Annotated in this window: 26 protein-coding genes, 2 tRNA genes and 1 riboswitch; of the genes, 21 read left to right on the plus strand and 7 right to left on the minus strand. The window is 51.9% G+C overall.

Going from position 1 to position 25,042, the window contains the following annotated elements; all coding sequences use genetic code 11:
- Positions 1–111: 111 nt before the first annotated feature.
- Positions 112–213, plus strand: a riboswitch (TPP riboswitch).
- Between the two features lie 113 nt (positions 214–326).
- The 16 genes from KP014_RS12355 to KP014_RS12430 all read left to right on the plus strand — a co-directional run bounded on the left by KP014_RS12355 (position 327) and on the right by KP014_RS12430 (position 17,910).
- The gene (locus KP014_RS12355) at positions 327–977 is read left to right on the plus strand and encodes a thiamine phosphate synthase (protein ID WP_036587396.1); all 651 of its coding nucleotides are present in this window, start codon (positions 327–329) and stop codon (positions 975–977) included.
- A gap of 5 nt (positions 978–982) precedes the next feature.
- The gene (thiS, locus tag KP014_RS12360; RefSeq protein ID WP_036587393.1) at positions 983–1,186 is read left to right on the plus strand and encodes a sulfur carrier protein ThiS; all 204 of its coding nucleotides are present in this window, start codon (positions 983–985) and stop codon (positions 1,184–1,186) included.
- Positions 1,187–1,191: 5 nt separating this feature from the next.
- Positions 1,192–2,220, plus strand: coding sequence for a ThiF family adenylyltransferase (locus KP014_RS12365; RefSeq protein WP_036587391.1), 1,029 nt, complete (start codon positions 1,192–1,194; stop codon positions 2,218–2,220).
- 43 nt (positions 2,221–2,263) lie between these two features.
- Positions 2,264–3,034, plus strand: coding sequence for a thiazole synthase (locus KP014_RS12370; protein WP_036587388.1), 771 nt, complete (start codon positions 2,264–2,266; stop codon positions 3,032–3,034).
- 18 nt (positions 3,035–3,052) lie between these two features.
- A complete protein-coding gene (gene thiH, locus KP014_RS12375; protein ID WP_036587385.1) occupies positions 3,053–4,171 on the plus strand; it encodes a 2-iminoacetate synthase ThiH in 1,119 nt (372 codons plus the stop codon).
- Between the two features lie 138 nt (positions 4,172–4,309).
- Positions 4,310–5,929: a fumarate hydratase gene (locus tag KP014_RS12380; protein ID WP_090834135.1), complete on the plus strand. Its 1,620-nt coding sequence runs from the start codon at positions 4,310–4,312 to the stop codon at positions 5,927–5,929.
- A gap of 260 nt (positions 5,930–6,189) precedes the next feature.
- Positions 6,190–7,986 carry a two-component system histidine kinase PnpS gene (pnpS, locus tag KP014_RS12385; protein ID WP_036599796.1) on the plus strand — a complete coding sequence of 599 codons (1,797 nt, stop codon included), beginning with the start codon at positions 6,190–6,192 and terminating at the stop codon, positions 7,984–7,986.
- Between the two features lie 144 nt (positions 7,987–8,130).
- Positions 8,131–8,859, plus strand: a complete 729-nt coding sequence (locus tag KP014_RS12390) for a response regulator transcription factor (protein WP_036599800.1) — start codon at positions 8,131–8,133, stop codon at positions 8,857–8,859.
- A 163-nt stretch (positions 8,860–9,022) separates the two neighbouring features.
- Positions 9,023–10,462 (plus strand): methyl-accepting chemotaxis protein, encoded by a 1,440-nt coding sequence (locus KP014_RS12395; RefSeq protein WP_175491840.1) that lies wholly within the window; start codon positions 9,023–9,025, stop codon positions 10,460–10,462.
- A gap of 76 nt (positions 10,463–10,538) precedes the next feature.
- Complete coding sequence (pstB, locus tag KP014_RS12400; RefSeq protein ID WP_036596468.1) at positions 10,539–11,318, plus strand: phosphate ABC transporter ATP-binding protein PstB; 780 nt, start codon at positions 10,539–10,541, stop codon at positions 11,316–11,318.
- A 76-nt stretch (positions 11,319–11,394) separates the two neighbouring features.
- Entirely contained in the window at positions 11,395–12,054 is a 660-nt protein-coding gene (gene phoU, locus KP014_RS12405) for a phosphate signaling complex protein PhoU (RefSeq protein ID WP_036596467.1), read from the plus strand.
- Positions 12,055–12,288: 234 nt separating this feature from the next.
- Positions 12,289–14,946 carry a DNA polymerase I gene (polA, locus tag KP014_RS12410; RefSeq protein ID WP_036596465.1) on the plus strand — a complete coding sequence of 886 codons (2,658 nt, stop codon included), beginning with the start codon at positions 12,289–12,291 and terminating at the stop codon, positions 14,944–14,946.
- Between the two features lie 52 nt (positions 14,947–14,998).
- The gene (mutM, locus tag KP014_RS12415; protein WP_036596462.1) at positions 14,999–15,829 is read left to right on the plus strand and encodes a DNA-formamidopyrimidine glycosylase; all 831 of its coding nucleotides are present in this window, start codon (positions 14,999–15,001) and stop codon (positions 15,827–15,829) included.
- Positions 15,830–16,012: 183 nt separating this feature from the next.
- Positions 16,013–16,738 (plus strand): MntP/YtaF family protein, encoded by a 726-nt coding sequence (locus KP014_RS12420; protein WP_036596459.1) that lies wholly within the window; start codon positions 16,013–16,015, stop codon positions 16,736–16,738.
- Positions 16,739–16,747: 9 nt separating this feature from the next.
- The gene (gene coaE / locus KP014_RS12425) at positions 16,748–17,347 is read left to right on the plus strand and encodes a dephospho-CoA kinase (protein ID WP_036596457.1); all 600 of its coding nucleotides are present in this window, start codon (positions 16,748–16,750) and stop codon (positions 17,345–17,347) included.
- Positions 17,341–17,910: a lytic transglycosylase domain-containing protein gene (locus KP014_RS12430; protein ID WP_425517272.1), complete on the plus strand. Its 570-nt coding sequence runs from the start codon at positions 17,341–17,343 to the stop codon at positions 17,908–17,910. The genes coaE and KP014_RS12430 overlap by 7 nt, the downstream gene beginning before the upstream one ends.
- An 87-nt stretch (positions 17,911–17,997) precedes the next feature.
- Here KP014_RS12430 and KP014_RS12435 read toward each other — a convergent pair whose 3' ends face one another.
- Positions 17,998–18,228 (minus strand): alpha/beta-type small acid-soluble spore protein, encoded by a 231-nt coding sequence (locus KP014_RS12435; protein ID WP_025334221.1) that lies wholly within the window; start codon positions 18,226–18,228, stop codon positions 17,998–18,000.
- Between the two features lie 127 nt (positions 18,229–18,355).
- Here KP014_RS12435 and nrdR point away from each other — a divergent pair, with 127 nt between their 5' ends.
- The 3 genes from nrdR to KP014_RS12450 all read left to right on the plus strand — a co-directional run bounded on the left by nrdR (position 18,356) and on the right by KP014_RS12450 (position 19,176).
- On the plus strand, positions 18,356–18,832 hold the full coding sequence (gene nrdR, locus KP014_RS12440; protein WP_025699786.1) for a transcriptional regulator NrdR: 477 nt from the start codon (positions 18,356–18,358) through the stop codon (positions 18,830–18,832).
- Between the two features lie 189 nt (positions 18,833–19,021).
- Positions 19,022–19,097, plus strand: a tRNA-Ala gene (locus tag KP014_RS12445).
- A 6-nt stretch (positions 19,098–19,103) separates the two neighbouring features.
- Positions 19,104–19,176: transfer RNA gene (locus tag KP014_RS12450), tRNA-Lys, on the plus strand.
- Between the two features lie 275 nt (positions 19,177–19,451).
- On the opposite strand, the gene KP014_RS12455 is transcribed toward KP014_RS12450, so the two are convergent.
- The 3 genes from KP014_RS12455 to KP014_RS12465 all read right to left on the minus strand — a co-directional run bounded on the left by KP014_RS12455 (position 19,452) and on the right by KP014_RS12465 (position 21,276).
- Entirely contained in the window at positions 19,452–20,132 is a 681-nt protein-coding gene (locus KP014_RS12455) for a DUF998 domain-containing protein (protein WP_036596452.1), read from the minus strand.
- A gap of 34 nt (positions 20,133–20,166) precedes the next feature.
- Positions 20,167–20,508 carry a DUF1801 domain-containing protein gene (locus KP014_RS12460; RefSeq protein ID WP_036596477.1) on the minus strand — a complete coding sequence of 114 codons (342 nt, stop codon included), beginning with the start codon at positions 20,506–20,508 and terminating at the stop codon, positions 20,167–20,169.
- A gap of 105 nt (positions 20,509–20,613) precedes the next feature.
- The gene (locus KP014_RS12465) at positions 20,614–21,276 is read right to left on the minus strand and encodes a DUF998 domain-containing protein (protein WP_036596449.1); all 663 of its coding nucleotides are present in this window, start codon (positions 21,274–21,276) and stop codon (positions 20,614–20,616) included.
- Positions 21,277–21,588: 312 nt separating this feature from the next.
- Here KP014_RS12465 and KP014_RS12470 point away from each other — a divergent pair, with 312 nt between their 5' ends.
- Entirely contained in the window at positions 21,589–22,047 is a 459-nt protein-coding gene (locus KP014_RS12470) for a MarR family transcriptional regulator (protein WP_036596446.1), read from the plus strand.
- A gap of 602 nt (positions 22,048–22,649) precedes the next feature.
- On the opposite strand, the gene KP014_RS12475 is transcribed toward KP014_RS12470, so the two are convergent.
- The 3 genes from KP014_RS12475 to KP014_RS12480 form a co-directional block, all read right to left on the minus strand.
- On the minus strand, positions 22,650–22,889 hold the full coding sequence (locus tag KP014_RS12475) for a VOC family protein (RefSeq protein WP_254776467.1): 240 nt from the start codon (positions 22,887–22,889) through the stop codon (positions 22,650–22,652).
- Complete coding sequence (locus tag KP014_RS29085; RefSeq protein WP_254776468.1) at positions 22,883–23,014, minus strand: VOC family protein; 132 nt, start codon at positions 23,012–23,014, stop codon at positions 22,883–22,885. Before KP014_RS29085 ends, KP014_RS12475 begins: the two co-directional genes overlap by 7 nt.
- A gap of 439 nt (positions 23,015–23,453) precedes the next feature.
- Entirely contained in the window at positions 23,454–23,633 is a 180-nt protein-coding gene (locus KP014_RS12480) for a small acid-soluble spore protein H (RefSeq protein WP_036596443.1), read from the minus strand.
- A gap of 163 nt (positions 23,634–23,796) precedes the next feature.
- Here KP014_RS12480 and KP014_RS12485 point away from each other — a divergent pair, with 163 nt between their 5' ends.
- The gene (locus KP014_RS12485; RefSeq protein ID WP_036596441.1) at positions 23,797–24,855 is read left to right on the plus strand and encodes an S-layer homology domain-containing protein; all 1,059 of its coding nucleotides are present in this window, start codon (positions 23,797–23,799) and stop codon (positions 24,853–24,855) included.
- The last annotated feature ends 187 nt before the right edge of the window (positions 24,856–25,042 follow it).

Raw genomic sequence — 25,042 nt, forward strand, 5'->3', positions numbered from 1 at the left:
CCGCTGAATATGCAAGCCCCGATCCAAGTCAAGCGGATTGGGGCTTTTTCATGAAAAGGTGGTATGAAAAGGAAATTTATGATACGCTGTGAAAGATCAATAGTTGCATAGCGTGAACACTAGGGGTGCCGCAAGGCTGAGACGAACGCAAGGTTCGGACCCTTTGAACCTGATCTGGTTTATACCAGCGTAGGGAAGTGGAGAGTGAATATCTGCATCCGGGCCTGTCAAGGCTCGATCCCATTTGCAGTTTCCGGCCGCCTTCCTTCGGGAGGGCGGTTTTTTGTGCTGCTTATGACAAATAAACACAGGAGGCGAATAGGGCTATGTGTCCGCCAAAGTCAAAGGATCCCGAAATTCATCTCATATCCGGCAGCGGGGCGATAATGGACAGCTTTATTCTTATCGCTGCGGCCGTAGGGCCCTTTGTAGACTATATTCATTTACGGGAAAAATCGCGTACAGCAGAAGAATTGTTCAAAGCGGTGGAGAAGATGCGCAGCCTTGGGATACCGCTTGAACAAATCGTTGTGAACGACAGGCTGGACGTCGCACTGGCTTCCGGCGCCGGAGGCGTTCAGCTTGCGGGGCACAGCCTCCCAACCGCCGCGGCCCGCCCGCTGTCTCAGAGCCTGCGCATCGGGCGCTCCGTCCATTCCCCGGATGAAGCAGCCGCTGCCGCAAACGAAGGGGCGGATTACTGCCTGTACGGGCATGTATACGCCTCGGCCAGCAAGCCGGGTCTTCCAGGGCGGGGGCTGGATCGGCTTGCGGAAACCGTGCGCGCCTGCCGGGTTCCGGTCATTGCGATTGGCGGCATTGAACCGGGCAATGCAGGACAGGTGATTTCACGCGGCGCGGCGGGCATTGCCGTACTCTCGGGTATCTGCGGCGCGTCTGATCCTGTGGCGGCTGCAAAGTCTTACCGGGCTGCAGTCAGGACAGCTGTTCAGGCAGCCCGCAATGAAAGGAGGTGAGGGCAATGAAGCTCTATATCAACGGGAACGAGATCGAGCTGGACGAAGCTTGCGCTACGCTTGCGGATCTGCTGAGCCGACCCGAATGGAAAGAAAGGCGGATGGTCGTTGAACTGAACGGCATGATTGTGGGTAGGGATAATTACGGAACAATCCCCCTTGCCGACGGGGACCGCATCGAGCTTGTGCATTTTGTGGGAGGAGGCTGAGGCCGGTGAATTTCGCCGGAGAGGACAGATACAGCAGGCAGGAGCGGTTTTACGGAATCGGAGCCGAAGGTCAGAAGAAGCTGGCGCAGGCGAAGGTTCTGATTATTGGCGCAGGGGCGCTTGGCTCCGCATGCGCGGAGACGATGGTGCGCTCGGGTGTGGGCAAGGTGACCCTCGTCGACCGGGATTATGTGGAGTGGAGCAACCTGCAGCGTCAAAATTTGTTCAGCGAGCAGGATGCGGCTGAGCGGATTCCCAAAGCGGTAGCTGCCGCCCGCAGGCTTCGCAGCGTTAACTCCTCTGTGGAAGTTGAAGGAATCGTTGCGGATATTACAGCGGAGGAAATCAGCCTCTATACACGCGGCATAGACCTTATTCTTGATGCGGCGGACAATTTCGAGGTGCGGATGATCGTAAACGATATTGCCGCGCGGGACGGAATTCCCTGGATCTATGGCGCCTGCACCGGCAGCTACGGCATTTCAATGACGATTGTTCCAGGCCAGAGCGCCTGCCTTCACTGTCTGCTGGACAGTGTTCCAGCCGGAGGGGATACCTGCGACACGGCCGGCATAATCGGTCCCGCCGTGCAGATGACGGCTGCCTACCAGACGGCCGAAGCGCTGAAGTGGCTCTCAGGGAACGTTAGCGCGCTGCGCGGGACACTGGTCTCTTTCGATCTGTGGACGAATCGTTACTCGTCGGTGGATACGTCCAAGCTGAAGCGCGCCGACTGCCCGTCCTGCGGCGCTAAACGCACTTATCCTTATTTATCGCCGGGCAGCCATTCCAGAACGGCCGTACTCTGCGGGCGGGATACGGTGCAGATTCGCCCGCCAAGGCCGACGAGGCTTGATCTGGAGGAGTGGGAGCGGCGGCTGTCCGCCTATGGCCGGGCAGAGCGGAATCCCTTTATGCTGTCTTTGACACTGGACCAGCACCGTATGGCGATCTTTCCCGATGGACGGGTGCTCGTTCACGGAACGGGCGATCCAGCCGAAGCCCGGTCGCTGTATCACCGTTATTTTGGCTAGCCTATCAAGCATTCTATTAACCGAATAGGGGAGGATTATTATTATGCAGGATGCATTACATATCGGGGGCAAAGCCCTGTCCAGCCGTCTGTTCATCGGAACCGGCAAATACAGCCGCAACACGCTGATTCCGGAGGTAATCGCCCGTTCAGGCTCCGAAGTAATCACAGTGGCGCTTCGTAGAGTCGATCCCTCTTCGCGGGAGGAGAACATTCTAAGCCATATTCCGCAGCAGATGACCCTTCTGCCCAATACTTCCGGCGCACGCACCGCAGAAGAAGCCGTGCGTATCGCCCGCTTGGCCAGAGCGGCAGGGATGGGGAACTGGGTGAAGATCGAAGTCATTAACGACCAGAGATATTTGCTGCCGGATAATCTGGAGACGATCCGTGCTACGGAAATTCTGGCTGCCGAAGGCTTCATCGTCCTTCCCTACATGAGCCCGGATCTGTCTGCGGCTTTCCGGCTGAGAGACGCGGGAGCAGCGGCGGTGATGCCGCTGGGGGCGCCTATCGGAAGCAACCGCGGCTTGCGGACGAAGGAGCTGATCTCCATCCTGATTGAAGAGGCCGGCCTGCCGGTCATTGTGGATGCCGGAATCGGCCGTCCGTCGGAGGCAGCGGAAGCGATGGAGATGGGCGCGGCCGCCGTGCTGCTGAATACGGCGATTGCCACAGCCCGTGATCCGCTCGGCATGGCGGAAGCTTTTCGCGGCGCGGTTGCAGCCGGCCGGCAGGCGTATCTGGCCGGGCTGGGCCCGATTCAGCAGGAGGCGGAAGCTTCTTCGCCTTTGACCGGTTTCTTGAACGTATAGGAAGGGGGACTGAGACTGTTGAGCTTTTATGAGTCACTGATGATCTTGGAGCGTATTCCCTTTAAGGAATTGTGGCAGAAGTACACGAGGGAAGATGTCATGCGGGCGCTGGCCAAGGAGAAGCTGGACAAGGAAGATCTGCTTGCCCTGCTGTCACCGGCGGCCGGCCAGCATTTGGAAGAAATGGCGCGGAAGGCGCAGCGCATCACCCGCTCGCATTTCGGCCATGCCGTTCAGCTGTTCACACCAATGTATGTGGCGGATTATTGCGTCAACCACTGTACGTACTGCAGCTTTAGCGCCATTCATGATTTTCCGCGCAAGAAGCTGACGCTGGAAGAAGTTGAAGCGGAAGCGGCAGCAATTGCCTCTACGGGACTACGCCATATTCTGCTGCTGACGGGGGAATCGCGAAAGGACTCTCCGGTCGGTTACGTTAAAGATTGCGTAAAGGTGCTCCGAAAGTATTTCTCTTCCATCAGCATCGAGGTCAATCCGCTGTCGATGGAGGAATACAAGGAATTGGCCGATGCGGGTGTGGACGGTTTGACTCTATTCCAGGAGGTCTACCACCAGGAGACGTACAGCAAGCTGCATGTCAAAGGACCGAAGCGTAATTTCAGGGCCCGGCTTGATGCTCCTGAACGTGGCTGTCAGGCGGGCTTCCGCTCCGTCAACATCGGCGCGCTGCTCGGTTTGTACGATTGGCGGCAGGAAGCGTTCATGACGGCGATGCACGCAAGTTATCTTCAGGACCGTTATCCCGGCTGTGAGATCAGCCTGTCTCCGCCGCGTTTCCGTCCCTATCTCGGAAGCTTTAACCCCGAATCGGACGTGACCGACCGCGCGCTGGTACAGATTATACTGGCTTACCGGCTGTTCCTGCCCCGTTCCGGCATTACTTTGTCCACAAGAGAACCCGCTGAATTGCGGGACCGCCTTGTGCACTTGGGGGTAACCAAAATGTCGGCAGGCGTCTCGACTGAGGTAGGCGGGCATACCAGTGACGGCGGAACGCCGCAGTTTGAAATTTCCGATAGCCGAAGCGTGCCGGAAATCAGAGATATGCTGTACAGCAGCGGGCTTCAGCCGGTGTTCAAGGATTGGGATATTCTTGCCGAAAGCTCCATGCGCTGACGGAGGAGTTCAAGAGTTTAAGCCAACCATTCTCTTTACGGAGGGTTGGTTTTTTTTATCCGGACAGGCACCGGTATGATATGATAGATTCAAAATGAAAGCCATCTAAACCCTGGACTTAAGAGGAGTGTATTGATGATGCGGAAGTTCGAAGACAGTGTGTATGATCTGATCGTTGAGACCTCCACCAACTTGCCTGGCGACGTGCGCCGGGCGATAGCTGCGGGACGGGCGCTCGAAGATAAGGATACACGCTCGGGACTGGCCCTTGCTACAATTGCGCAAAATATCGGCATGGCCGAGCTTCAGGTCTCGCCCATATGCCAAGATACGGGCATGCCGACTTTTGTCATACATACGCCGGTAGGCGTGAATCAGCTCGAAATGAAGCGTGATATCCGCAAAGCCGTTGTCCGGGCGACCCGTGACGGCAAGCTGCGGCCGAACTCCGTCGATTCGCTCACCGGCGGGAATAGCGGTGACAATCTGGGCGAAGGCACGCCGGTAATTCATTTTGAGCAGTGGGAAGAAGAGCATATTGATGTGCGGCTCATCCTCAAGGGAGGCGGTTGCGAGAACAAGAACATTCAGTACAGCCTTCCCGCCGAGCTGGAAGGACTGGGCAAAGCCGGACGCGATCTTGACGGTATCCGCAAGTGCATTCTTCATGCTGTCTATCAGGCTCAGGGGCAGGGCTGCAGCGCGGGATTTATCGGAGTAGGGATCGGCGGCGACCGGACTTCCGGATATGAGCTGGCGAAGAAGCAGCTGTTTCGCAAGGTGGATGATAGGAATCCGATCCCGGAACTGCGTAGCCTGGAAAATTATATTATGGAGAATGCCAATAAGCTCGGCATCGGCACCATGGGCTTCGGGGGAGAAGTAACCCTGTTCGGCTGTAAGATTGGGGTGATGAACCGGCTACCAGCGAGCTTCTTCGTTTCTGTCGCCTATAACTGCTGGGCGTTCCGCCGCCAAGGCGTGGTGATCGACACTGCTACCGGCGATATCCGGGAGTGGCTGTATGAGCGGGGCTCCGGCATATCTGTAGGAGCGGTCGCGGCGGAAACGTCCTCGGATGTGAATGCTGCGGTGGCCGAAGGCTCCGGTGACCCGGTCATCCAATCGGCTGCTGCCAAAAGTACTGCTGCGGTTAGCGCAGATACGGCAAGCGGCCCCCGGGAGATCCGGCTGACTACGCCGATTAGCGAGGAAGACATACGCCGCCTGCGTGTCGGCGATGTGGTCATCCTATCGGGTAAAATGCATACCGGCCGCGACGCCCTGCATAAGTATTTAATCGACCATGAGTCTCCGGTTGATCTGGACGGGGCGGTCATCTATCACTGCGGTCCCGTTATGCTTAAAGACGAGGAAGGATGGCATGTGAAGGCGGCCGGCCCGACGACAAGCATTCGCGAGGAGCCGTATCAGGGGGACATCATTAAGAAGTTTGGCATCCGGGCCGTCATCGGCAAGGGCGGCATGGGAGCCAAGACGCTTCAGGCGCTCCATGATCATGGCGGCGTCTATCTGAATGCGATAGGCGGAGCGGCGCAGTATTACGCCGAATGCATCAAGAAGGTGAACGGTGTCGATTTTCTCGAATTCGGCATCCCCGAGGCGATGTGGCATCTGACGATGGACGGATTTGCGGCGATTGTGACCATGGATTCCCACGGGAACAGCTTACATGCTGACGTTGAGAAGGATTCCGCCGGGAAACTTGCTTTATTCCGTGAAGCGGTGTTTAAGTAAGCTGATATATGTAACATTGCCCGAGAAGCGAACCAGCAGTCTCTTATCCGCAAGCTTGGCTACCCTTGGTGAAGCAGCCGGGGCGGCAGGTTTAAGCAATGATTATGATCATATAAAGCAGCATCGGAGCACAGCCGTATAACGTCTGGGGCTCCTTTTTTTGGTTTTACATGGCATGCTTTTGTACTGGCAATTTCACCGAAATCGGGCTACGATAGAATACAGCAGTATAGTAAAGCATAGAAAGAGGCATGTGCCGCATGAAACCATTTCGAGTCCGTCTTTCGTTAATTTTAATGACTTTGATCGGAATTTCCATGATTGGAACGGGCTTCACGATGGCGCATCTGTTCAGGGATTCCCATGTTGCAGCGCTTGAAGATCATATGTCCCGGGAAATAAATCTGCTGGTGGGCACGATGGAATTCCGCGATATGAACGCCGCCAATGCGATTAATTATTATACCGGACAGGCCCAAAGTATTGGTAAACTCACGAATTCGAGGGTTACCTTTATTACACAAGAGGGAAAAGTGATTGGCGATTCGGAGAGAAATCCGCAGCTAATGGACAATCACTCCAATCGTGAAGAAGAGATTATCGCCGCTAAGGACGGGATTGGCCGGGCAATCCGCTACAGTGACACGTTGAGGCAGGATATGCTTTATGTTGCCCAGAAGGTGTCGTCACAGAACGGAAACTTCAACGGATATATCCGCCTGTCTCTGTCCCTTGACCTTGTCGAACAAGGAGTGAACAGGGCCTGGACAATTATGGCCGGAGGACTTGTACTGCTGTTCATTGCGGCTGCTATTGTCAGCTATCGCGTCTCCCTCAGCCTCACATCACCACTGGAGCAGATTACCCGTGTGGCCCGCCGGATCACCGATCTTGATTATGACGCTCGGGTATCCCTGAAGCGAAGGGATGAAATCGGCCAGCTCGCCACCGCGATCAACGTGATGGCGGATAGTCTGCAGACCCAGCTTCGAACGATACGCGATAATGAGAACCTGCTGCAAAGCGTGCTTGATAATATGACCGGCGGCATCTTGCTGGTGAATGAGCGGGGAAAAATCGCCCTGCTCAACAAGGCGGCTGAGAAAATGCTGGACGTGAACGCGGAAGACTTGGTCGGCCGCTCCTTCCGTGAACTGAAGCGCCACTATGAGCTGACCCGGATTTTGGAAGATGGATTATTCCGCCGGGAGCCGGTGCATGAGGAGCGGAGCTTTTACAATTCGGGAGAACGGATTATGCGCTTGGACGGGGTGCCGATGACTCAGGACGATTCTTACCAAGGCATGCTGTTCCTGCTTCAAGAGGTAACGGAAATCCGGAGGCTGGAGAGAATGCGCAGCGAGTTCGTTGCCAATGTCTCGCATGAGCTCAAGACGCCGGTTGCGGCGGTCAAGGGATTCGCGGAGACGCTGCTCGGAGGCGGAGTGAAAGATGAGAAGACGGCGAACTCATTTTTACAAATTATTTATGACGAGAATGAAAGGCTGAACCGCCTGATCGCCGATATTTTGGAATTGTCCAAAATCGAGTCCAAACGAGTCCAGTTGGAATGTTCTCCGGTTCACCTGGCTACCTTCTTCGATTCGCTGCTTGAAACGATGAGTAAGGTAGCGGAGAAAAAAAGCATCAGCCTAAGCGCAGAGGTGCCTGAAGAGCTCTTCATTGAAGCCGATGAGGACAAGCTGCGGCAGATTTTCCTCAACCTGCTTTCCAATGCAATCAGTTATACACATGAAGGCGGCAACGTCAAGGTAAGAGCGATTAACCGGCAGAAAAAAGACGGAACGGAAACGGTTGTATTCACCGTCACGGACACCGGGATCGGAATCCCGCGCAAAGACCTGCCGCGTATTTTCGAACGGTTCTATCGGGTGGACAAAGCGAGGTCGCGAAGCTCGGGCGGAACCGGCCTCGGGTTGTCGATTGTCAAGCATCTAATGGATCTGCACCACGGCGCTATTTCCGTGGAAAGTGATCTCGGTATCGGAAGCACTTTCATTCTGGAGCTGCCGCTGCTGCAGGAGTATGAAATTTGACAATTATTTTAGTATTTTCCAGTCTTGTGTGAAGCGGCAGGTAAGCTTAGGTTTAAATAGAGCGATTTACGTAAATGTTTTACACTGGGATAACATTCCGATGATATGATGGGCTTGTCAAAAATTATGAAGACGGGGGAACCTATGGCACAACGATTGCTTGTCATCGAAGACGAACCGACTTTGGCCCGGCTGCTTTCTTACAATCTGACACAGGAAGGCTACGAGGTGGCACATGAGGATCATGGAACGGCGGGCTATGATCGGGCGGTCAAAGAGCATTTTGATTTGATTGTGCTGGATCTCATGCTGCCGGGGATGAACGGGATTGATATTCTGGATAAACTGCGCGGTCAGGGGATAACGACGCCCATCATTGTGCTGACGGCCAAGAATACCGAAGAAGATGTCGTCCGCGGGTTGAAATCGGGAGCGGATGATTACATGACGAAGCCTTTCGGGGTATCCGAACTGCTGGCTAGAGTCAGCGCCGTACTCCGTCGCATCTCAGGTATATCGGAAGAACCGCAGGTCAGAACGGGTGAGACGGATTCCACCATTATTTTAGGCCAACTGGAGATTTATCCCGAGCGATACGAAGTTACATTGGGTGGACAGAGCATCAATCTCCGTCCCAAGGAATTTGAAGTGCTGCTGTATTTGGCCCGCAAGCCGGGTGTTGTATTGACTAGAGACGATTTGATGAACGCCGTTTGGGGGTTCGATTACATCGGCGGGCAGCGTACGGTAGATGTTCACGTCAGTTCGCTGCGCAAGAAGCTGGAACTGGACCCCGAATCGGTCCACATCGATTCCATCCGCGGAGTCGGCTACAAGCTGGTTGTCAACAAACAGAGAACTCCGGTCGCTTAACCGAGGCCCGGGGTTCTTTTTTTATTAGGAAGTATTATCCATTTCCTTTTACCCTTGTGATAGCCGTGCATTTTCAGTCACATTTCATTAACGGTAAGAAAATATTCCTATGACATTTGATTGATACGCTATGAATATAATAGTCATGCAGGAGGAATGTGCATTGGGTTCACTCACAACGGTTGAGGAAGAGAGAGGCAAGCTGAGCGGAGGAGGGACGGACATAAGTGCCGATTCGGCGGCAAAAGACAAGCTTACAATAAAACGCCAGGAAATCGGACGGAATGAACATCTGCTCAGGCAAAAAAGAAAGGCGGCGCAGACGGGTGTTTTGTCACTAGACGCAGTGCATCCAGCTCCGGCGCGGCCGGATGCTTCACGGACCCAAGCCCCACAGTCCGCGGCAACGGCGGAGTTTGCAAGGGAGGCGGGAAATGAAATGGGAGATGAGACTTGCGTTATAACGAAAGAGCGTGAGACTCCCTTGCCAATGGACTCGGACGGCAAGGAGGCGGCGTCAGCCCGGCCTTCCGCCATATCGCTTACGGATTACTGCATCTGCGTTCCAGAGATTGACCTGCATCTTGACTGCCTTGAGACGCTGGCTGTATTTCGCGACAACTTGAGTGCTCCATGCCTTGTCGTCAAGGGCGAAGCAGATCGCCCTGCCGGCCTTCTAATGCGGGATTATTTTCACCGCCAGCTGTCAGGCAGATTCTCAGCAGAGTTATTCTATTCACGTCCGGCATACAGCTTTGCCGATAAAGATGCGCTTGTGGTGGAGTCTTCGGCCTCGCCTTCCGAACTGATCACTAGGGCCTTGCGGCGTAAGGAAGAACAATTCTACGATTGCGTTATCGTCATCGAGAATGGAAAGCTGAAGGGCGTATTGACGGTGAGAGATCTGATGGCGCTCTCCGGACGGCTTCAGGAGCGGGCTGAAGAGGAGCGCCGCCTTGCCGTAGAAGGAAGCTGCGTCCATGTCGGTGAGATGGAGTCTTCGCTGCAGGAAGCCGCGTCTGCCGCCGAAACGGCCCGTGCCGAATGCAGCCGTATGGAGCAGTGGATTGACGCCGGCTCCGGGAAGCTGGGCCATGTACATACTTCGTATTTGCGGGTAGAGGAGCGAATCTCCGAGCAGCGCAGCCAGGTTGAGGAGCTGCTGAAGAATGTGACGGAGATCGCTTCCTTGACGGGAGAGATTGATGGGATTGCCGCAACCAGCGAACTGCTTGCGCTGAACGCGTCCATTGAGGCCGCCCATGCTGGCGTACATGGTAGGGGCTTTCAAGTCGTGGCTGACGAGGTGAAAAACCTTGCCCGTCATACCCGCCTGCTGACGGCAAGTATTTCTTCGCTGCTTGGAGCTATTGGGGATCAGGCCGCCCGTACCGCTGAGCTCACTGGAGCCGCTGCCGGCGATATTGGCGGCAGCGCGGAAGAAATAGCGGCCGCGAAGCGGCTCTTCTCAAGCCTCCAAACCGCAGTTTCCACAGTGGAGAAGGCGGACGAAGCAGCCTGCCGGCTGGTACGGCAGAGTGCAGACCGGGCTTTGGAGGTCAAGGGAAGGCTGCTCGCGATGAGTGATTTTACAGAGCGTTAACAATTCTCTAGAGTGGCATTTACAATCATGGCTTATGATTGTACCGAAGATGATGAGAAGGAGACGCACACATATAATGAAGTCCGTCATTGACATAGAGAAGAAGACCATCATTGATATAGAAAAGCTGGATCTCTACTACGAGTCCTTTCATGCGCTTAAAGGCATGGACTTGCAAATTCCGGAGAAGGCGGTTACCGCATTTATCGGGCCGTCAGGCTGCGGCAAATCGACGCTGCTGCGCACCTTGAACCGGATGAACGATATGATTCCGGGAACCCGGATCGAAGGTAAGGTTCTGGTCGGTGGCAAGGATATTTACGGCGGCGATGTCGAGGTTGAGAACTTGCGCAAGCAAGTGGGCATGGTTTTTCAGCAGCCGAATCCTTTCCCGAAATCGATATACGATAATGTTGCTTACGGTCCCCGATTGCATGGCAAGCCTCCCAAAGCCGAGCTAGACGAGCTGGTGGAGCAAAGTCTGCGCCAAGCAGCCCTATGGGACGAAGTCAAGGACTTCCTGAAGAAATCGGCGCTTAGTCTGTCGGGTGGACAGCAGCAGCGGCTGTGTATTGCCAGAGCCCTTGCCGTACAGCCCGATATTCTGCTAATGGACGAAGCAACTTCCGCGCTTGACCCCGTATCGACACAGAAGATTGAAGAGCTTGTTCAGGAACTGCGGGATCGGTATACGATTGTAATGGTTACGCATAATATGCATCAAGCTGCGCGAGTATCAGGCAGAACGGTGTTTTTTCTGAACGGCGTGATTGTCGAGGCGGCGGACACTGAGCAGTTATTCTCGAATCCTAAAGATTCGCGCACCGAAGATTACATTTCCGGCAGATTTGGCTAAAAGGCGGCTTCCAATAGGGAAGTATGCGTTTGGTCTACCCGGATGACCTATTGATTCGAGGAGGATCGCTCTAATTATGATTCGAAGAGTGGAATTGGACAAAAATCTTGACGAACTGCGAAATCTGCTGCGGCAGATGGCTGAGCATGTCATTGACGCGCTCGAAGGAGCGGTGCTTTCCTTGCAGAAGCTTGATACGTCCAGAGCACAGGAAATTGTGCAAGCTGACGTTCATCTTAATGAAATGGAAGAAAAGATTATGGATATCGGTTCGCGCCTAATCGTAACGCAGCAGCCGGTAGCCAAAGATTTACGCAGAATTATCGTTGCTTTTAGAATATCGAGCGATCTCGAGCGGATGGGCGATTTGGCGCTGGACGTTGCTAAGGTTACTCTCCGCATCCAAGGCCAGGATCTGATCAAGCCGCTGGTTGACATTCCCCGGATGGCTGAAATTGTAACGCTCATGACCAGTGAAGCAATTACAGCCTATCTGGACGAGAATACCGATCTGGCGCATAAAATGGCAATGGACGATGATCAGGTCGATCATTTGTACAGCTCTATGATCAACGATTTGTATACCTATATGATCGAGAAGCCCGAGGCGGTCTCCCAAGCGATGCTGCTTACGCTGGTTGGCCGGTACATTGAGCGGATTGCCGACCATGCAACCAACATCGGTGAAAGCGTCGTTTATTTGGTAACGGGTAAACGTCCGGATTTAAATATGTAGTAAACTGCCAGGCCGTTTGGCGGAAACGCTGAATATGTCTATAAGAGAAAGCGCATCATTGCCGCTGAGCGGCGAGGGCGCTTTCTTCTTTTTTCACAGCATAAAATGTATAAGTTTTCGAAGGTCCCGCAAATTACCTGAGTAAGCTTTGAAGCCGCTTGCGGCACTTTGCGGGCTATTTGGGCGGGCCATGTGGTAAAATGTAAAGATAAGCAATTAAAGACGAGGTGTATTATGGACAAGCTGATTCTTATAGATGGAAATAATGTCATTTACCGCGCATTCTTCGCTATGCCTCCGTTGACCAATACGGCAGGGCAGCAGACCAACGCCGTGTACGGCTTTACTACAATGCTGCTGCGGCTGATTGAGGAGCATAAACCGACGCATCTGATCGTCGCGTTCGACGCGGGAAAGGTCACCTTCCGGCACGAAGGTTATCAGGAGTACAAAGGGGGCCGGCAGAAGACGCCGCCCGAGCTGTCGGAGCAGTTCCCGCTCCTCAAAGGTCTGCTGCGCGATCTCGGCGTGCCGCAGTTTGAGATTGAGAACTATGAAGCTGACGATATTATCGGCAGTATCTCCCGGCAGGCGGACGAAGCGGGACGCCGGGTGATGATCGTATCCGGAGATAAGGACATGCTTCAGTTGGCGTCGGAGCATACGACGATCGCGCTGATTCGCAAGGGCGTTACCGATATTGAGCTGTACGGGCCGGAGCAGATTCGTGAAAAGTACGATTTGACGCCGCAGCAGATCATCGACCTCAAAGGGCTGATGGGTGATGCAAGTGACAATATTCCTGGCGTACCTGGTGTCGGCGAGAAGACAGCCCTCAAGCTGCTTGCCCAGTTCGGCTCTGTCGAGGGAGTGATCGCGGGAACGGGCGAGCTGAAGGGCAAGATGAAGGAGAAGCTGGAGGCGCACGCTGACGACGCCATCATGAGCAAAAAGCTGGCGACCATATACCGTGAGGTTCCGCTGACACATTCCTGGGAGGATATGGCTTTTCACGGTCTGAAGAACGACACTGCCGGCCCCGCGCTGGCGAAGCTGGAGTTCAAGTCGCTGCTGGAGCGGCTTTCCTTAAGCGGGAACGCCCCCGTGAACGAAGAGTCGTCCTCCGAAGCGGAGGAGCTTGACATCGTCATTGCTGGCGAGCCGGAGCTTGAAGAGCTTACGGCCGCGCTGACAGAGGTGAAGGCGCTGCATGTGGAGACGAACGGCGAGAACCCGCACCGCGCCGAGGTGATCGGTATGGCCGTGTCTACGCCGCTGCGGCATTATTTTGTGCCGTTCGAGCTGCTGCAGAGCGAAGCCGCGGCGGGCTTGCGCGATTGGCTAGCTGACGAGCATGCGCCGAAGAACGGCTACGACCTGCACCGCGCGGACTTGGCGCTGCACTGGCAAGGTATTCCCTTCGCCGGAGCGGCGCATGATGTGCAGCTCGCAGCATACCTGCTCGACCCGACCGAGGCCAACCAGAACCTCAGCGACCTTGTCGCCAAATACGGCCTGCCCCGGCTTGCGCCGGATGAAGATGTGTTTGGCAAGGGAGCGAAATACAAGGTGCCGGAGCTGAACATGCTCGGCGCGCATGTTGCCTCCAAGAGCGCGTCCGTGCTTGGACTTGTGCCGAAGCAGGAGAAAGATTTGACCGAAACAGCCATGTCAGGGCTGTTTCATGATCTGGAAATGCCGCTTTCGCGCATTTTGGCCGACATGGAGAAACAGGGGATTTCCGTTAATATGGACGGCCTCAAGGAGCTGGGCCGGGAGTTTGAGAGCACGATCTCAGGGCTCGTTGAACAAATCTATGAAATAGCGGGCACGGAATTCAATCTGAACTCGACGAAACAGCTCGGGGAGATTTTGTTCGATAAGCTGGGCCTGCCCGTTATCAAGAAGACAAAGACCGGCTATTCCACCGATGCCGAGGTGCTGGAGAAGCTGGAGCCTTACCATGAAATCGTGCAAAATATTTTACAGTACCGCACGCTTGCGAAGCTGCAGTCCACATACGTGGAAGGGCTGCTGAAGGAAATCGCCCCCTCGACGGGCAAAGTGCACACCTTCTACCGCCAGACGATTGCGGCGACCGGAAGGCTGAGCAGCCAGTTCCCGAACTTGCAGAACATTCCGATCCGGCTGGAGGAAGGGCGCAAAATCCGCAAAGTATTCGTCCCTTCCGAGCCGGGCTGGTCGATCCTGGCGGCCGACTATTCGCAGATCGAACTGCGGGTGCTAGCGCATATTTCGGACGACGCAAGGCTGAAGGAAGCCTTTTTGCATGATATGGATATTCATACCAAGACGGCCATGGACGTATTCGGCGTGCCTGCCGAAGCGGTCGACGGCAACATGCGGCGCTCCGCCAAAGCGGTAAATTTCGGTATCGTTTACGGCATCAGCGATTACGGCCTTTCCCAGAATCTAAATATTACGCGGAAGGAAGCCGCAAGGTTCATCGAGCAGTATTTCGAGGTGTTTCAGGGCGTGCGCCGCTACATGGACGAGATTGTCCGCGAAGCGCGTAAAGCGGGCTACGTCACTACGCTGCTGGAGCGCCGCCGCTATCTGCCGGAGATTAATGCGAGCAACTTCAATCTGCGTTCCTTTGCTGAGCGGACGGCAATGAACACGCCGATTCAGGGAACCGCGGCCGATATTATCAAGCTGGCGATGATCCATATGGACAGGGCCCTGTTCGAGCGTAAGCTGAAGAGCCGCATGCTGCTTCAGGTGCATGACGAATTGGTGTTCGAGGTGCCGGAGGACGAGCTGGAAACGATGAAAAAACTCGTGCCCGAAGTCATGGAAGGCGCGCTGAAGCTGTCTGTTCCGCTCAAGGCGGAGGTAAGTTATGGCGGCAACTGGTATGAAGCGAAATAAAGGTCCCGCGTGCCAGGCTTATCCGGTATAATGGAGTAGAGGTGAAGACATCATGCCGGAATTACCGGAAGTAGAGACCGTCAAGAGAACACTGAACGCCTTGGTTCAAGGGAAAAAGATACAAAAAGTCACCGTCCGGCTGCCGCGCATTATCCGGCGTCCGGATGATATTCGAATGTTTGAAACTATGCTGGAAGGCCATACGATAGAGCGCGTGGAGCGCCGCGGTAAATTTTTACGCTTTCTGCTGGACGATCTGGTTCTTGTCTCCCATCTGCGGATGGAAGGAAGGTATGGATTGTATGCGGCTGGGGAGCCTTTAGATAAACATACGCATGTTATTTTTTATTTTCAGGATGGTACTGAGCTGCGCTATACGGACGTAAGACAGTTCGGCACCATGGATTTGTTCCTGCCTGGAGAAGATCTCAGCCTTCCTCCGCTGAACAAGCTGGGACTGGAACCGTTGGACCCGGAATTTACACCCGAAGCGTTTAGAGATTTATTGTCCGGGAAAAATACAAAAATCAAGCCTTTGCTGCTCAATCAGGCATATGTGGTCGGCATCGGCAATATTTATGTGGATGAGTCCCTTCACCGGGCTGGTATTCATCCGGAGACGGCTGCCAAATCACTGACCGCAGAGCAATTGGAGCGGCTGCATCAGGCGATCGTCGCTACGCTGACGGAAGCGGTGAATGCTGGCGGCTCCTCCGTCAAATCGTACGTGAACGGCCAGGGAGTGAGCGGAAGCTACCAGCACAAGCTGCTGATCTACGGCCGGAAAGACCAGACCTGCTATTCCTGTGGGTCTGTGATTGAGAAGAGCGTGGTCGGCGGACGCGGGACGCATTTTTGTCCAAGCTGCCAGCCGCCTATTTAACCTGAAGGACAGTTATTTTTCGCTGAATTACGCCGGTTTTCTTCGTGTTTCACATTCTTTCATAAAGGTTGACACCCACAGCCCATCCCGCCCATATACTGTGTGAAGAATGCTACATTTGCGACCCGACGACTTCCGTCTTTATGCATCGGAGGTTTCGGTTCTTCACGGGAGGGATTGCGGGTGATCAACCCCATTTTTTCACTGCTGCTGTTGGCATTTGCTCTGAGTCTGGACGGTTTCGGTGTCGGCATTACATACGGATTGCGCAAATTGAAAATACCGCTGCCCTCCGTTCTCATTATCTCGCTCTGCTCTGGAGTTGTGATGTGCGTCTCGATGCAGGTTGGCGTTCTGCTGGCCAAAGTCGTGTCGCCTCATATCGCTTCCCTGATCGGGGCGGTCATTATCCTTCTCATGGGCTGCTGGTCGCTGATACAGCTGGTGGTGCAAAAGGATGAAGAAAAGACGGAAGAGGAAACTGTCGGCATACCGGGAAACGCAGAAAATCACGGTCCGGTAAGCCTGGCAGTAACAGATGGAACTTCGGAGAAAGAGCCGGAGAAATCCGCGGTATTTTCCCTAGAGCTGCGGCGGCTGGGGATTGTCGTTCAAATCCTTCGCACTCCGTCCTCGGCCGACATGGATAAATCAGGCAGCATTTCGCCGGTAGAGGCGCTTGTGCTGGGCATTGCCCTTTCGCTTGACGCTTTTGGAACGGGTCTTGGCGCCGCGCTCCTTGGATTTAATCCGCTTTGGACGTCGCTCGTTATTGCCCTGTTCAGCGGCAGTATTTTGCTTCTGGGGCTTCATACGGGACTGCGTTTTGCCGGAACCTCCTGGATGAAGCATGCTTCGGTGCTGCCTGCGCTGCTCTTGATTGCAATAGGAATATTGAAGCTGTTATGAGGTGAAAACATGATTATGGGCTTAACCGGGGGAATCGCCTCCGGAAAAAGCACCGTGTCCGCCATTCTCATCGAGAAGGGGGCAAGGCTCGTTGACGCCGATGCCATTGCCCGGGAGGTCATGCTCCCCGGACACGAGGTGCTGGCCGCTGTTACCGAATATTTTGGCGAAGGGATCCTTCTCCCTGACGGAACGTTGAACCGCACGAAATTAGGCGATATCGTCTTTCACGATCCTGAAGCCCTGAAGGCTCTGAACGGACTGACCCATCCGGCAATCCGCCGTGAAACCAGGAAACGGATGCAGGCAATGGAACGGGAAACGCCCGAGCGCCTGATTATCGTGGATATCCCTCTGCTCTTCGAATCGGGGCAGGAGGATATGTTTGAACGGATCTTGGTTGTCTATGCGCCGCGAGAAGTACAGCTTGAGCGTCTGAAGAGTCGGAACGGGTTAACACAGGATCAGGCTGAGGCCCGGCTGAACTCGCAAATGGATATTGAGCTCAAGCGCTCCAAAGCCGATTACATCATTGATAACAGCGGGGATCTTGCCGATACGGAGCGGCAGATTGCCGTTTTGTGGGACAGGCTGGGTCTTCCATGCTGAAATGGCTCCTGAAAAAAAGAGTGCTGCTGCTGTTATTTCTCGGTTTTACCGCCATATTGTTTCTCAGCACGAACTGGATGTCCTGGTTTTATCCGATTTATTTTAAGGAAGAAATCCGCAAGCACAGCTCAACGTATCAGGTTGACCCCTATCTTGTGGCGGCAATCATCCGGGTGGAGACCAACTACAAGACCGGCCGCGAGTCGAAAAAAGGAGCAATCGGACTTATGCAGCTGATGCCCGATACCGCAAAGTGGGCGCTTGAACAGGCCAAGCTCCCCGATGTATCGATGAGCCGGCTTAAGAATGAGCCTTCCGCCAATATTGAGCTGGGCGCCTGGTATTTGCACACCTTATCCGGGCAGTTCGACGGCAACCGTACAGCGGTCATTGCGGCCTATAATGCCGGACCCGGAATGGTTCAGCGCTGGCTAGCGGATGGTTCATGGAACGGCAGCGAAGAGGATATCAAAAATATTCCGTTCGGCGAAACCCGCCACTACGTACAGCGTGTCATTTATTACTACAATCAATATACGGAGATCTACGGGGGCGTATTTTAGCTGTGTATTAAGCGATGCATGAGAAAAGAAGTGCCGACCGGCCGCCTGGACCGTTTGGCACTTCTTCGGCAAGCTTATGTTGGCAGATTATTGGAATTGACCTGCCAGTTGTTGTTCAGCCAGGGTTACCAGACGTTTCGTAATATAACCCCCGATCGAACCGTTCTCATAAGAAGTTTTATTGCCTTGATATCCGTCCGGAGAAAGAGTGATACCAAGTTCTTGGGCAACTTCATATTTCAGTTGCTCCAAAGCCGCATTCGCTCTTGGTACGACAAGGTTATTGGTGCTGGATTGACCATTGCTTGCTTGTGCCATTTCTGTTCACCTCCTATCGGTTGGTAACTGTATTATGTGCCGGACATGCTACAATCATTACTCACAATCAAAGGTGTTTTCTGGAAAAGGAATACCCATAATCTTAGCAAAAGGAAGTGATCAGATCATGAAATGCCCATACTGCGACCATACCAACACAAAAGTGCTCGACTCCCGTCCTGCCAATGAAAATAAATCAATACGCCGCAGGAGAGAGTGCGAAAGGTGCAGCCGCCGCTTCACTACGTTTGAGATGGTGGAGGAGACTCCGCTGATCGTTATCAAAAAGGATGGAAGCCGTGAGGAGTTCAGCCGGGACAAAATTCTGCGCGGCCTGATCCGCGCCTGCGAAAAGCGCCCCGTATCCGTGGAACGGCTCGAGATGATCGTCTCCGAGGTCGAAAAATCGCTGCGCGGCATTGCCGTAGCCGAGGTTGAGAGCCAGCAAATTGGCGAACTTGTGATGGAACAGCTCTATCCGGTGGACGAAGTCGCTTACGTCCGCTTTGCATCTGTGTATCGCCAATTCAAAGACATCAACATGTTCATGAAGGAACTAAAGGCGCTCCTGTCCAAAAACCCGGCGGAGACGGACGGACTGTAAGCTCAGGCTTATCAGTCCGTCCCCGCTTATTCCTATTGATACGGTGATCTGATTTTGGTCCCCAAGAATTTTCGAAAAAAACTGTTGACATAGATCTCGTAATTTTATATGATATAGAAGTCGGCTGCGGGACATCATGATGCGGAAGACACAAGAAATAAGCCGATTTATACATATCGGATATAATACGGGGCCTTAGCTCAGCTGGGAGAGCGCATCGCTGGCAGCGATGAGGTCAGGGGTTCGATCCCCCTAGGCTCCACCATAATATGGACTCTTAGCTCAGTTGGTAGAGCAGTTGACTCTTAATCAATTGGTCCAGGGTTCGAGTCCCTGAGAGTCCATACAGAAAGAACGGCAGAGATGCCGTTTTTTTTTATTTTGGTTTCAATCGGAGGTAAATTGCGGGTTGAAATGACGTACCATGCAGGAAGGAGCTGTGCTCAAACACGGATCCCGTAGCAATAGTTGCTTTTAAGGCGCAAGCATTGTGAAGAAAAGCCTCACTCCAAAGAGTGAAGATTTTCTTCATTTACATGGTCGCGGGATCTCAACCGGATAGGTTCGCCCGCGTGCAGGGACAGTGAGTACGGCGTCTCATTCTAATACCGCGATCTTGTTAGGATTTTTGCTTGTTCAACTTTAACGCGTGCCAAGCCACCGACATCAGCCATGCACAATATGCTGCCATTAGAAGCCGATTGGGCCATCCGATTAACACGTTCGGACCGAATTTACCTCCGCTTTGCAGAAGCGTAACGGCTAAAGTCAATAGCATCAACAGTAAGCATATCCAAATCAGGTTGGACATCCATAGAAGCGATCGCCTTGCCGGGGACCAAGATTGCTCGCGAATCAAACTCCGGCTAATGAGTATAGCAGCAATTGTAAGGCCGGGGTTGCCGACCATAGACGCTAAACCATGAAGATTACCATGTGTTGTCAAGGTATCTTTGCTTGCCGTTATGGGATCAATGTTAAAGAATGCTGCACAGGCAATAGCGGCGGCACTAATCAACAGTAAAGTCAGACCGATATAACCACCAGTAGTCCTTATTTGCGACCGGATCGCAATGAATAGGGCGGCACAGCTAATCGATAAGGAAAGAAACGCGATACTCATGACCCAGCCATTACTCCCAATCGCATACTCGCTAACCATACGCCACGAAGGATCAAACTCCGGTTTGATGACGTGCAGAGCGACAAGTAATATCAGGAACAAGACGGCTGCCGCCCATGAAAAACGCGCAGCGGTTTGTGAGATCGGCGTTACAGGCTTAGTTGTAACAGTTTGCATGTATAAACCCCCTTATTTCGAAAAAAAGAATGGTTTACAAGGTACTGGATGCTTGCTTTAAAAGCTTTGTCAACAGTTCATAATCAACCGTCTGGCCATCACGGATTTTGATTGTCTTTCTTTCGGAAGGGCCTTCAAACAAACCTTCTGGCAATTTGAGATTTGAGGCGTTAAAGATCGTAAAACTTACTGTTTCCTTTGCCGTCGTGATCACAGCTGCATACTTGCCGTTCTTCAAAAAATGAGGTTTGCGGTATTGGATCCGCTCCTCTACATCGGGAATCGAATCGTGTACAATCTGTCGAAGCTGGTTGCCAACAATCGCTTGCCACGGTTGATTTACATTGTTAATAAAGTTGGTGACTTCTTGGTTCATGGAATCTCCTCTTTCGTTGAAATTTGATTTAGCGAGTAAAGTACGTTTTAAAGTCGGTGCAAGGACTTTCATGGATACGTTGTTGTTCAGATCTTTAAGCATGAATTAGTTTGTCGATTCCTTGTTACCTAGTAGACGAAGTGTTAGGAGCACGATCCAGAGGCACCCTACAGCCATAGAAATCCGTTCAAAGAGACCGCTTGGCGCACTGGGCATCACATTGGAGAAGTCCAAGGCAACAAAAATGCTGCATAGGACAAAAGAAGCGAAAACGACGAGTGCCGAGAGAATAGAATAAACTCTCCATCTTATCCAATCAGAGCCTTCCTTGAATTTACTTGACAGGACAAGGCAAACGGCAATTAATGAACCAAATACCAGTGCTCCTCCAATATCGTGAATTTGGCCTGATACGCTGCGGCTAGCAGGTAAACCGGGAGGCCAATTCAGCCCAGGGTCTATGGGGAACAAGGCAGCTATAAGCAATCCTAATCCGAACGTACCCATAAAAATGGAGCCCCACACCGCGCTTCTGCCTGACTCAAGAGTTAGTTTTAGCACGATGGCAAAAACTATAATCAACGTTCCGGAGAGAAGCAAATTCCATGTCCCAAGCCAGCCTCGCTCGCCCAGACTCTGATGGCTGATCCAATGGCGTATTGGATTAAATTCTGATCTCGTTAATGCGTCAACGGTAGCAACAACATTCAGGGAAATCGGGACGATAATCCCTAACTTCAACAATCTTTTTTTCCATAAGGTAGACATCTGGTCACATCTCCATTATTTAAGTAAATATCGGCAACCCTGAAGCGGACATCAGGTACTGAAAAGAGCATTCGCTCTTTTTGCTGCATGCCTCCTTTTGCAAATTGAAATTAACAATCTGGAAACGTCAGGAGCAATAGTATAAACTTGATAGGTGAATATCCCTTAGGAAGCTCATTTACCAGATATTCATTGCGTGTACCAACACTCTCTTGTGTTTGAATTTTCTATTGGATTTGATGTGTTATAATCGTATCATATATCTTATCTTATTAAACTAAGATAAATAAATCATATTCGGAGCTGGTATTTATGTCAAGCAAACTTTCTGCCCTAACCCCAATTCAAATGGAGCTTCTTGCAGCTTTACGCCAAAACAGCACAAATACCATACTGTTTCACACATCCATTGCGGAATCGTACGGTCTTAACGCTACAGATCATAAATGTTTGGATCACATTATCCGAAACGGCCCTCTCACGGCAGGACAAATTACAGAGTATACTGGGTTGACAACTGGTGCTGTGACCGGAATAATCAATCGGCTGGAGAAATCTGGATATGTGAGGCGGGAGAAGGACCCGGAGGATAAAAGAAAAGTCCTTGTTCACAAAGTTCCATCAAAATTACAACATATTGACGCCAAATTTGAATCGGCCTTGGACGATACAATTCAAATTTTATGCAAATATTCGGATGAAGAATTATCCATCATCTTGGATTTTATCAATCGGTGCAATACTATGATACAATCCCATATGGCAAAGTAAAATAATCTTGTCAATACAGCGGTGTAGTTAAATATTGCTGTAGAGCCACCCTTTTTTTATTTAGAAAGCCATTAAAATTGGTGGCTCAGTATTGATAGAGTGCATACATGTTATCCATGATGTTTGACACGTTAACATATTCGCTAAATCCTTTCTCTATCACAAAAGAAAAGTCTTCCTTCATTAGCAACATATCTGATTAGCCGAGGAATGGATTATTTGGCAGGCAAAGGGATGGACGAATCCCATCTTCAACTCCGGGCGAACAATGAGAATGCACTGAAAATATATAAGAAGCTCGGGTATAAGGTAACAAAAAGCGAAAATATTATAATGGAACACTAAGGAGATAGGTGGCTTTTTCTTGGTTTCAATCGTGGTGTATTTTGGGTAGAAATGAAGCACATTGCAAAGAGAGCCGTGCGTCGGGCACGACTCCTTAATGAATAGCCGCTTTTAAGGGCGGTCTATTTCTTTTTGAGGTATTTCGGCAAATTAATAATGATCATGCATGCCGACCAAGAGTATCAGGGACAGTATGACCAGTTATTGTGATTGGATAGCGCTCTAGTTTGTGGATTATTGACTTGAAAAGCGCTGGCCTAGCTATGTTCCGCGATCTGCACCTCGAAGCCGTCGGGGTCCAGTATATAAAAGAAACGCAGGCTTGGATTCGGCGTGATCGGTCCGCGCGCTACCGGGATGCCCTTGCTTTTCAAATTCTCTATTGCCTCATCCAGCGACTCCACGTCGAAACCAACGGAAACGCCGCATTCCGGCTTCAGGGTCGGGTCGTTTCCCTGAATAAGCTCGATCTTGGGCTGCCCCTCCGTGCCTAACATGACAATCTGTCTTCCTTGCTCTCAAATCTGCGGTCAATCGGAAGCCCCAGAATCCTGTGATAAAAATTAAGGGAAGCCTCCAGATCGCGCACCCTGAGCGTAATCCAATTCAGACTCAATTTCATGATTTTAAAATCTCCTTCTGTGAATTTTCTATTTTGATCATTATACGCCACTTTGTACTGAAACAGGGAAGGGGGAATCATGGGTGGTTATATCAGAGTGAAAGTCCCATAGGGGTTTGGCAAGCTACCTACCCATGCTAAGAGCTAGGGAGTCGGTCCATCGTAGGACAGGGTTATCTTATTGAAAAGGAAGCAGTTGAAAATCAATCATTGCTCCGTGAGGTGAAAGTATAGGGCAGTGCCCCAGACCACCGTGTCAGAGCGTATCGCTGGCAGCGATGAGGTCAGGGGTTCGATCCTCCTAGGCTCCATACGAAAAAAACCGCTGAACACTTAGGAGCTCAGCGATTTTTTATTGTTCGTAAGCATAAACTTTTCCGGGAGATTAGCTGACCGCCCTTGCAAGCCTTCTATTGCTTAAGTCGGTACACATTTGTATTTATTGTTCGATCAAGTTCCTAACAGAGACCGTTTGCTCATTTTCCGGCTGATTCAATGGATAGATTCTGGCCATGCCGGTATTTTCATCCACATTCTGGATATAGATTTGCGTCCCATCATAGGTTACATTTGCCATAATCGGCGAAGCGGCGATCTCTTGGGCTCTTTGTGTATTCATTGCTTTACCCTCCTCCATATTTTGGATAACAATGATTAATGTCCCACTAAAATGAAGGCATTATGCATAAAAGTTCCGGCTAGCAGATATTTCCGTTAGAGATAATCTTATGATTCTGCTATTCTAAGGGACGGAATATAGAAACATTAGGAGGACATCCCAGATGAGACCGAAGTTACACCGCATTGCCATTTTTCTGCTTTTACCCTTGTTCCTGATTCTTACGAGCTTTCCCCTATCAGCCCACGCAGCTGAAACCGATCTGCTGGACAAGTATTATCCTTCCGACATTGAAGGGCACTGGGCAAATGACACGCTTGATAATTTCGTCAATGCAGGCTTGCTAAGCGGCTATGCCGACGCGGATGGTACGATCAATATTAAGCCGAACAATAACATTACCCGCGCCGAATTCGTAACGATTCTTGTTGGTGCGGCGGGTCTGACCACTAGCCAGCCAGGTAAAACCTTCACGGACGTCAAGGCTGGAAAATGGTACGCCGATCCGATCCGGATCGCCAGCTCGCTCGGTATTGTCGGCGGCATTTCCAATACGGAATTCGGTCCTGACCGGCCGATCACACGAGGCGAGATCGCCGTTATGGTCGTGAACGCTTTTTCATCATCCGTAAAGTTCGACGGACAACCCAAAACCTTCACGGATGTTCCGCAATATTACGCAAAGCCTGCCATTCAAAAAGCTAGCCAAGTCGGCATTGTGGCCGGGATGACCGAGACCGAATTCAAGCCGTTTGGCCGCGCTACCCGCGCTCAAGCGGTTGTCATGCTGGAACGCTCCCTGAAGCTGCAGCAGGGGAACCTGCCGCTTGAACAGGATTTGATTGATCTTGCCGTGAAAGCAGACAAAGAAGAAACACAGCTAATGGTAGACAAGAAGTATGCTGACCTCGAGCGGAGTTTTCTTAAGTATTACACAGGCTATCAGTTCGCTTACAGTATGTCTTCCTTGGCGGAGATCAATGAAATGGCTGCCATGGGCGGAACGTTAGACATTAAAGTCGTGAAAGCCCCGACCTTCCGCGTTACAGAGCGTTCTGACCGTCTTGCGGTATTGGATTCGGTATACGGTGAAGTGGAAATGAAAATTTCGAACGGCGCTAATACCTACGAAGACACCATCAAGACGGACGGCCAATACCTGATGAAGAAAATGCCGGATAACACTTGGAAAATCTACGCCATACTCACGGGCGAAAAATAGGCAAAAAACGGGGATTTCATGGGAATCTCCGTTTTTTTGTTTCTTCGATATGTGAAAAAAGTAAATTCATAAAAGAAGAATAAAGAGTACAATACAAGAAAAGTGTTTGCCGAAAGAGCATCAGGAACCTGCACAGGATAGCAAATAAACGGTCTGTTTGAAATGTAAACTGGTTACGGGAGTTAAG

Origin of the sequence: Paenibacillus sophorae, assembly GCF_018966525.1 — a bacterium.
Lineage (GTDB): Bacteria > Bacillota > Bacilli > Paenibacillales > Paenibacillaceae > Paenibacillus_AQ > Paenibacillus_AQ sophorae.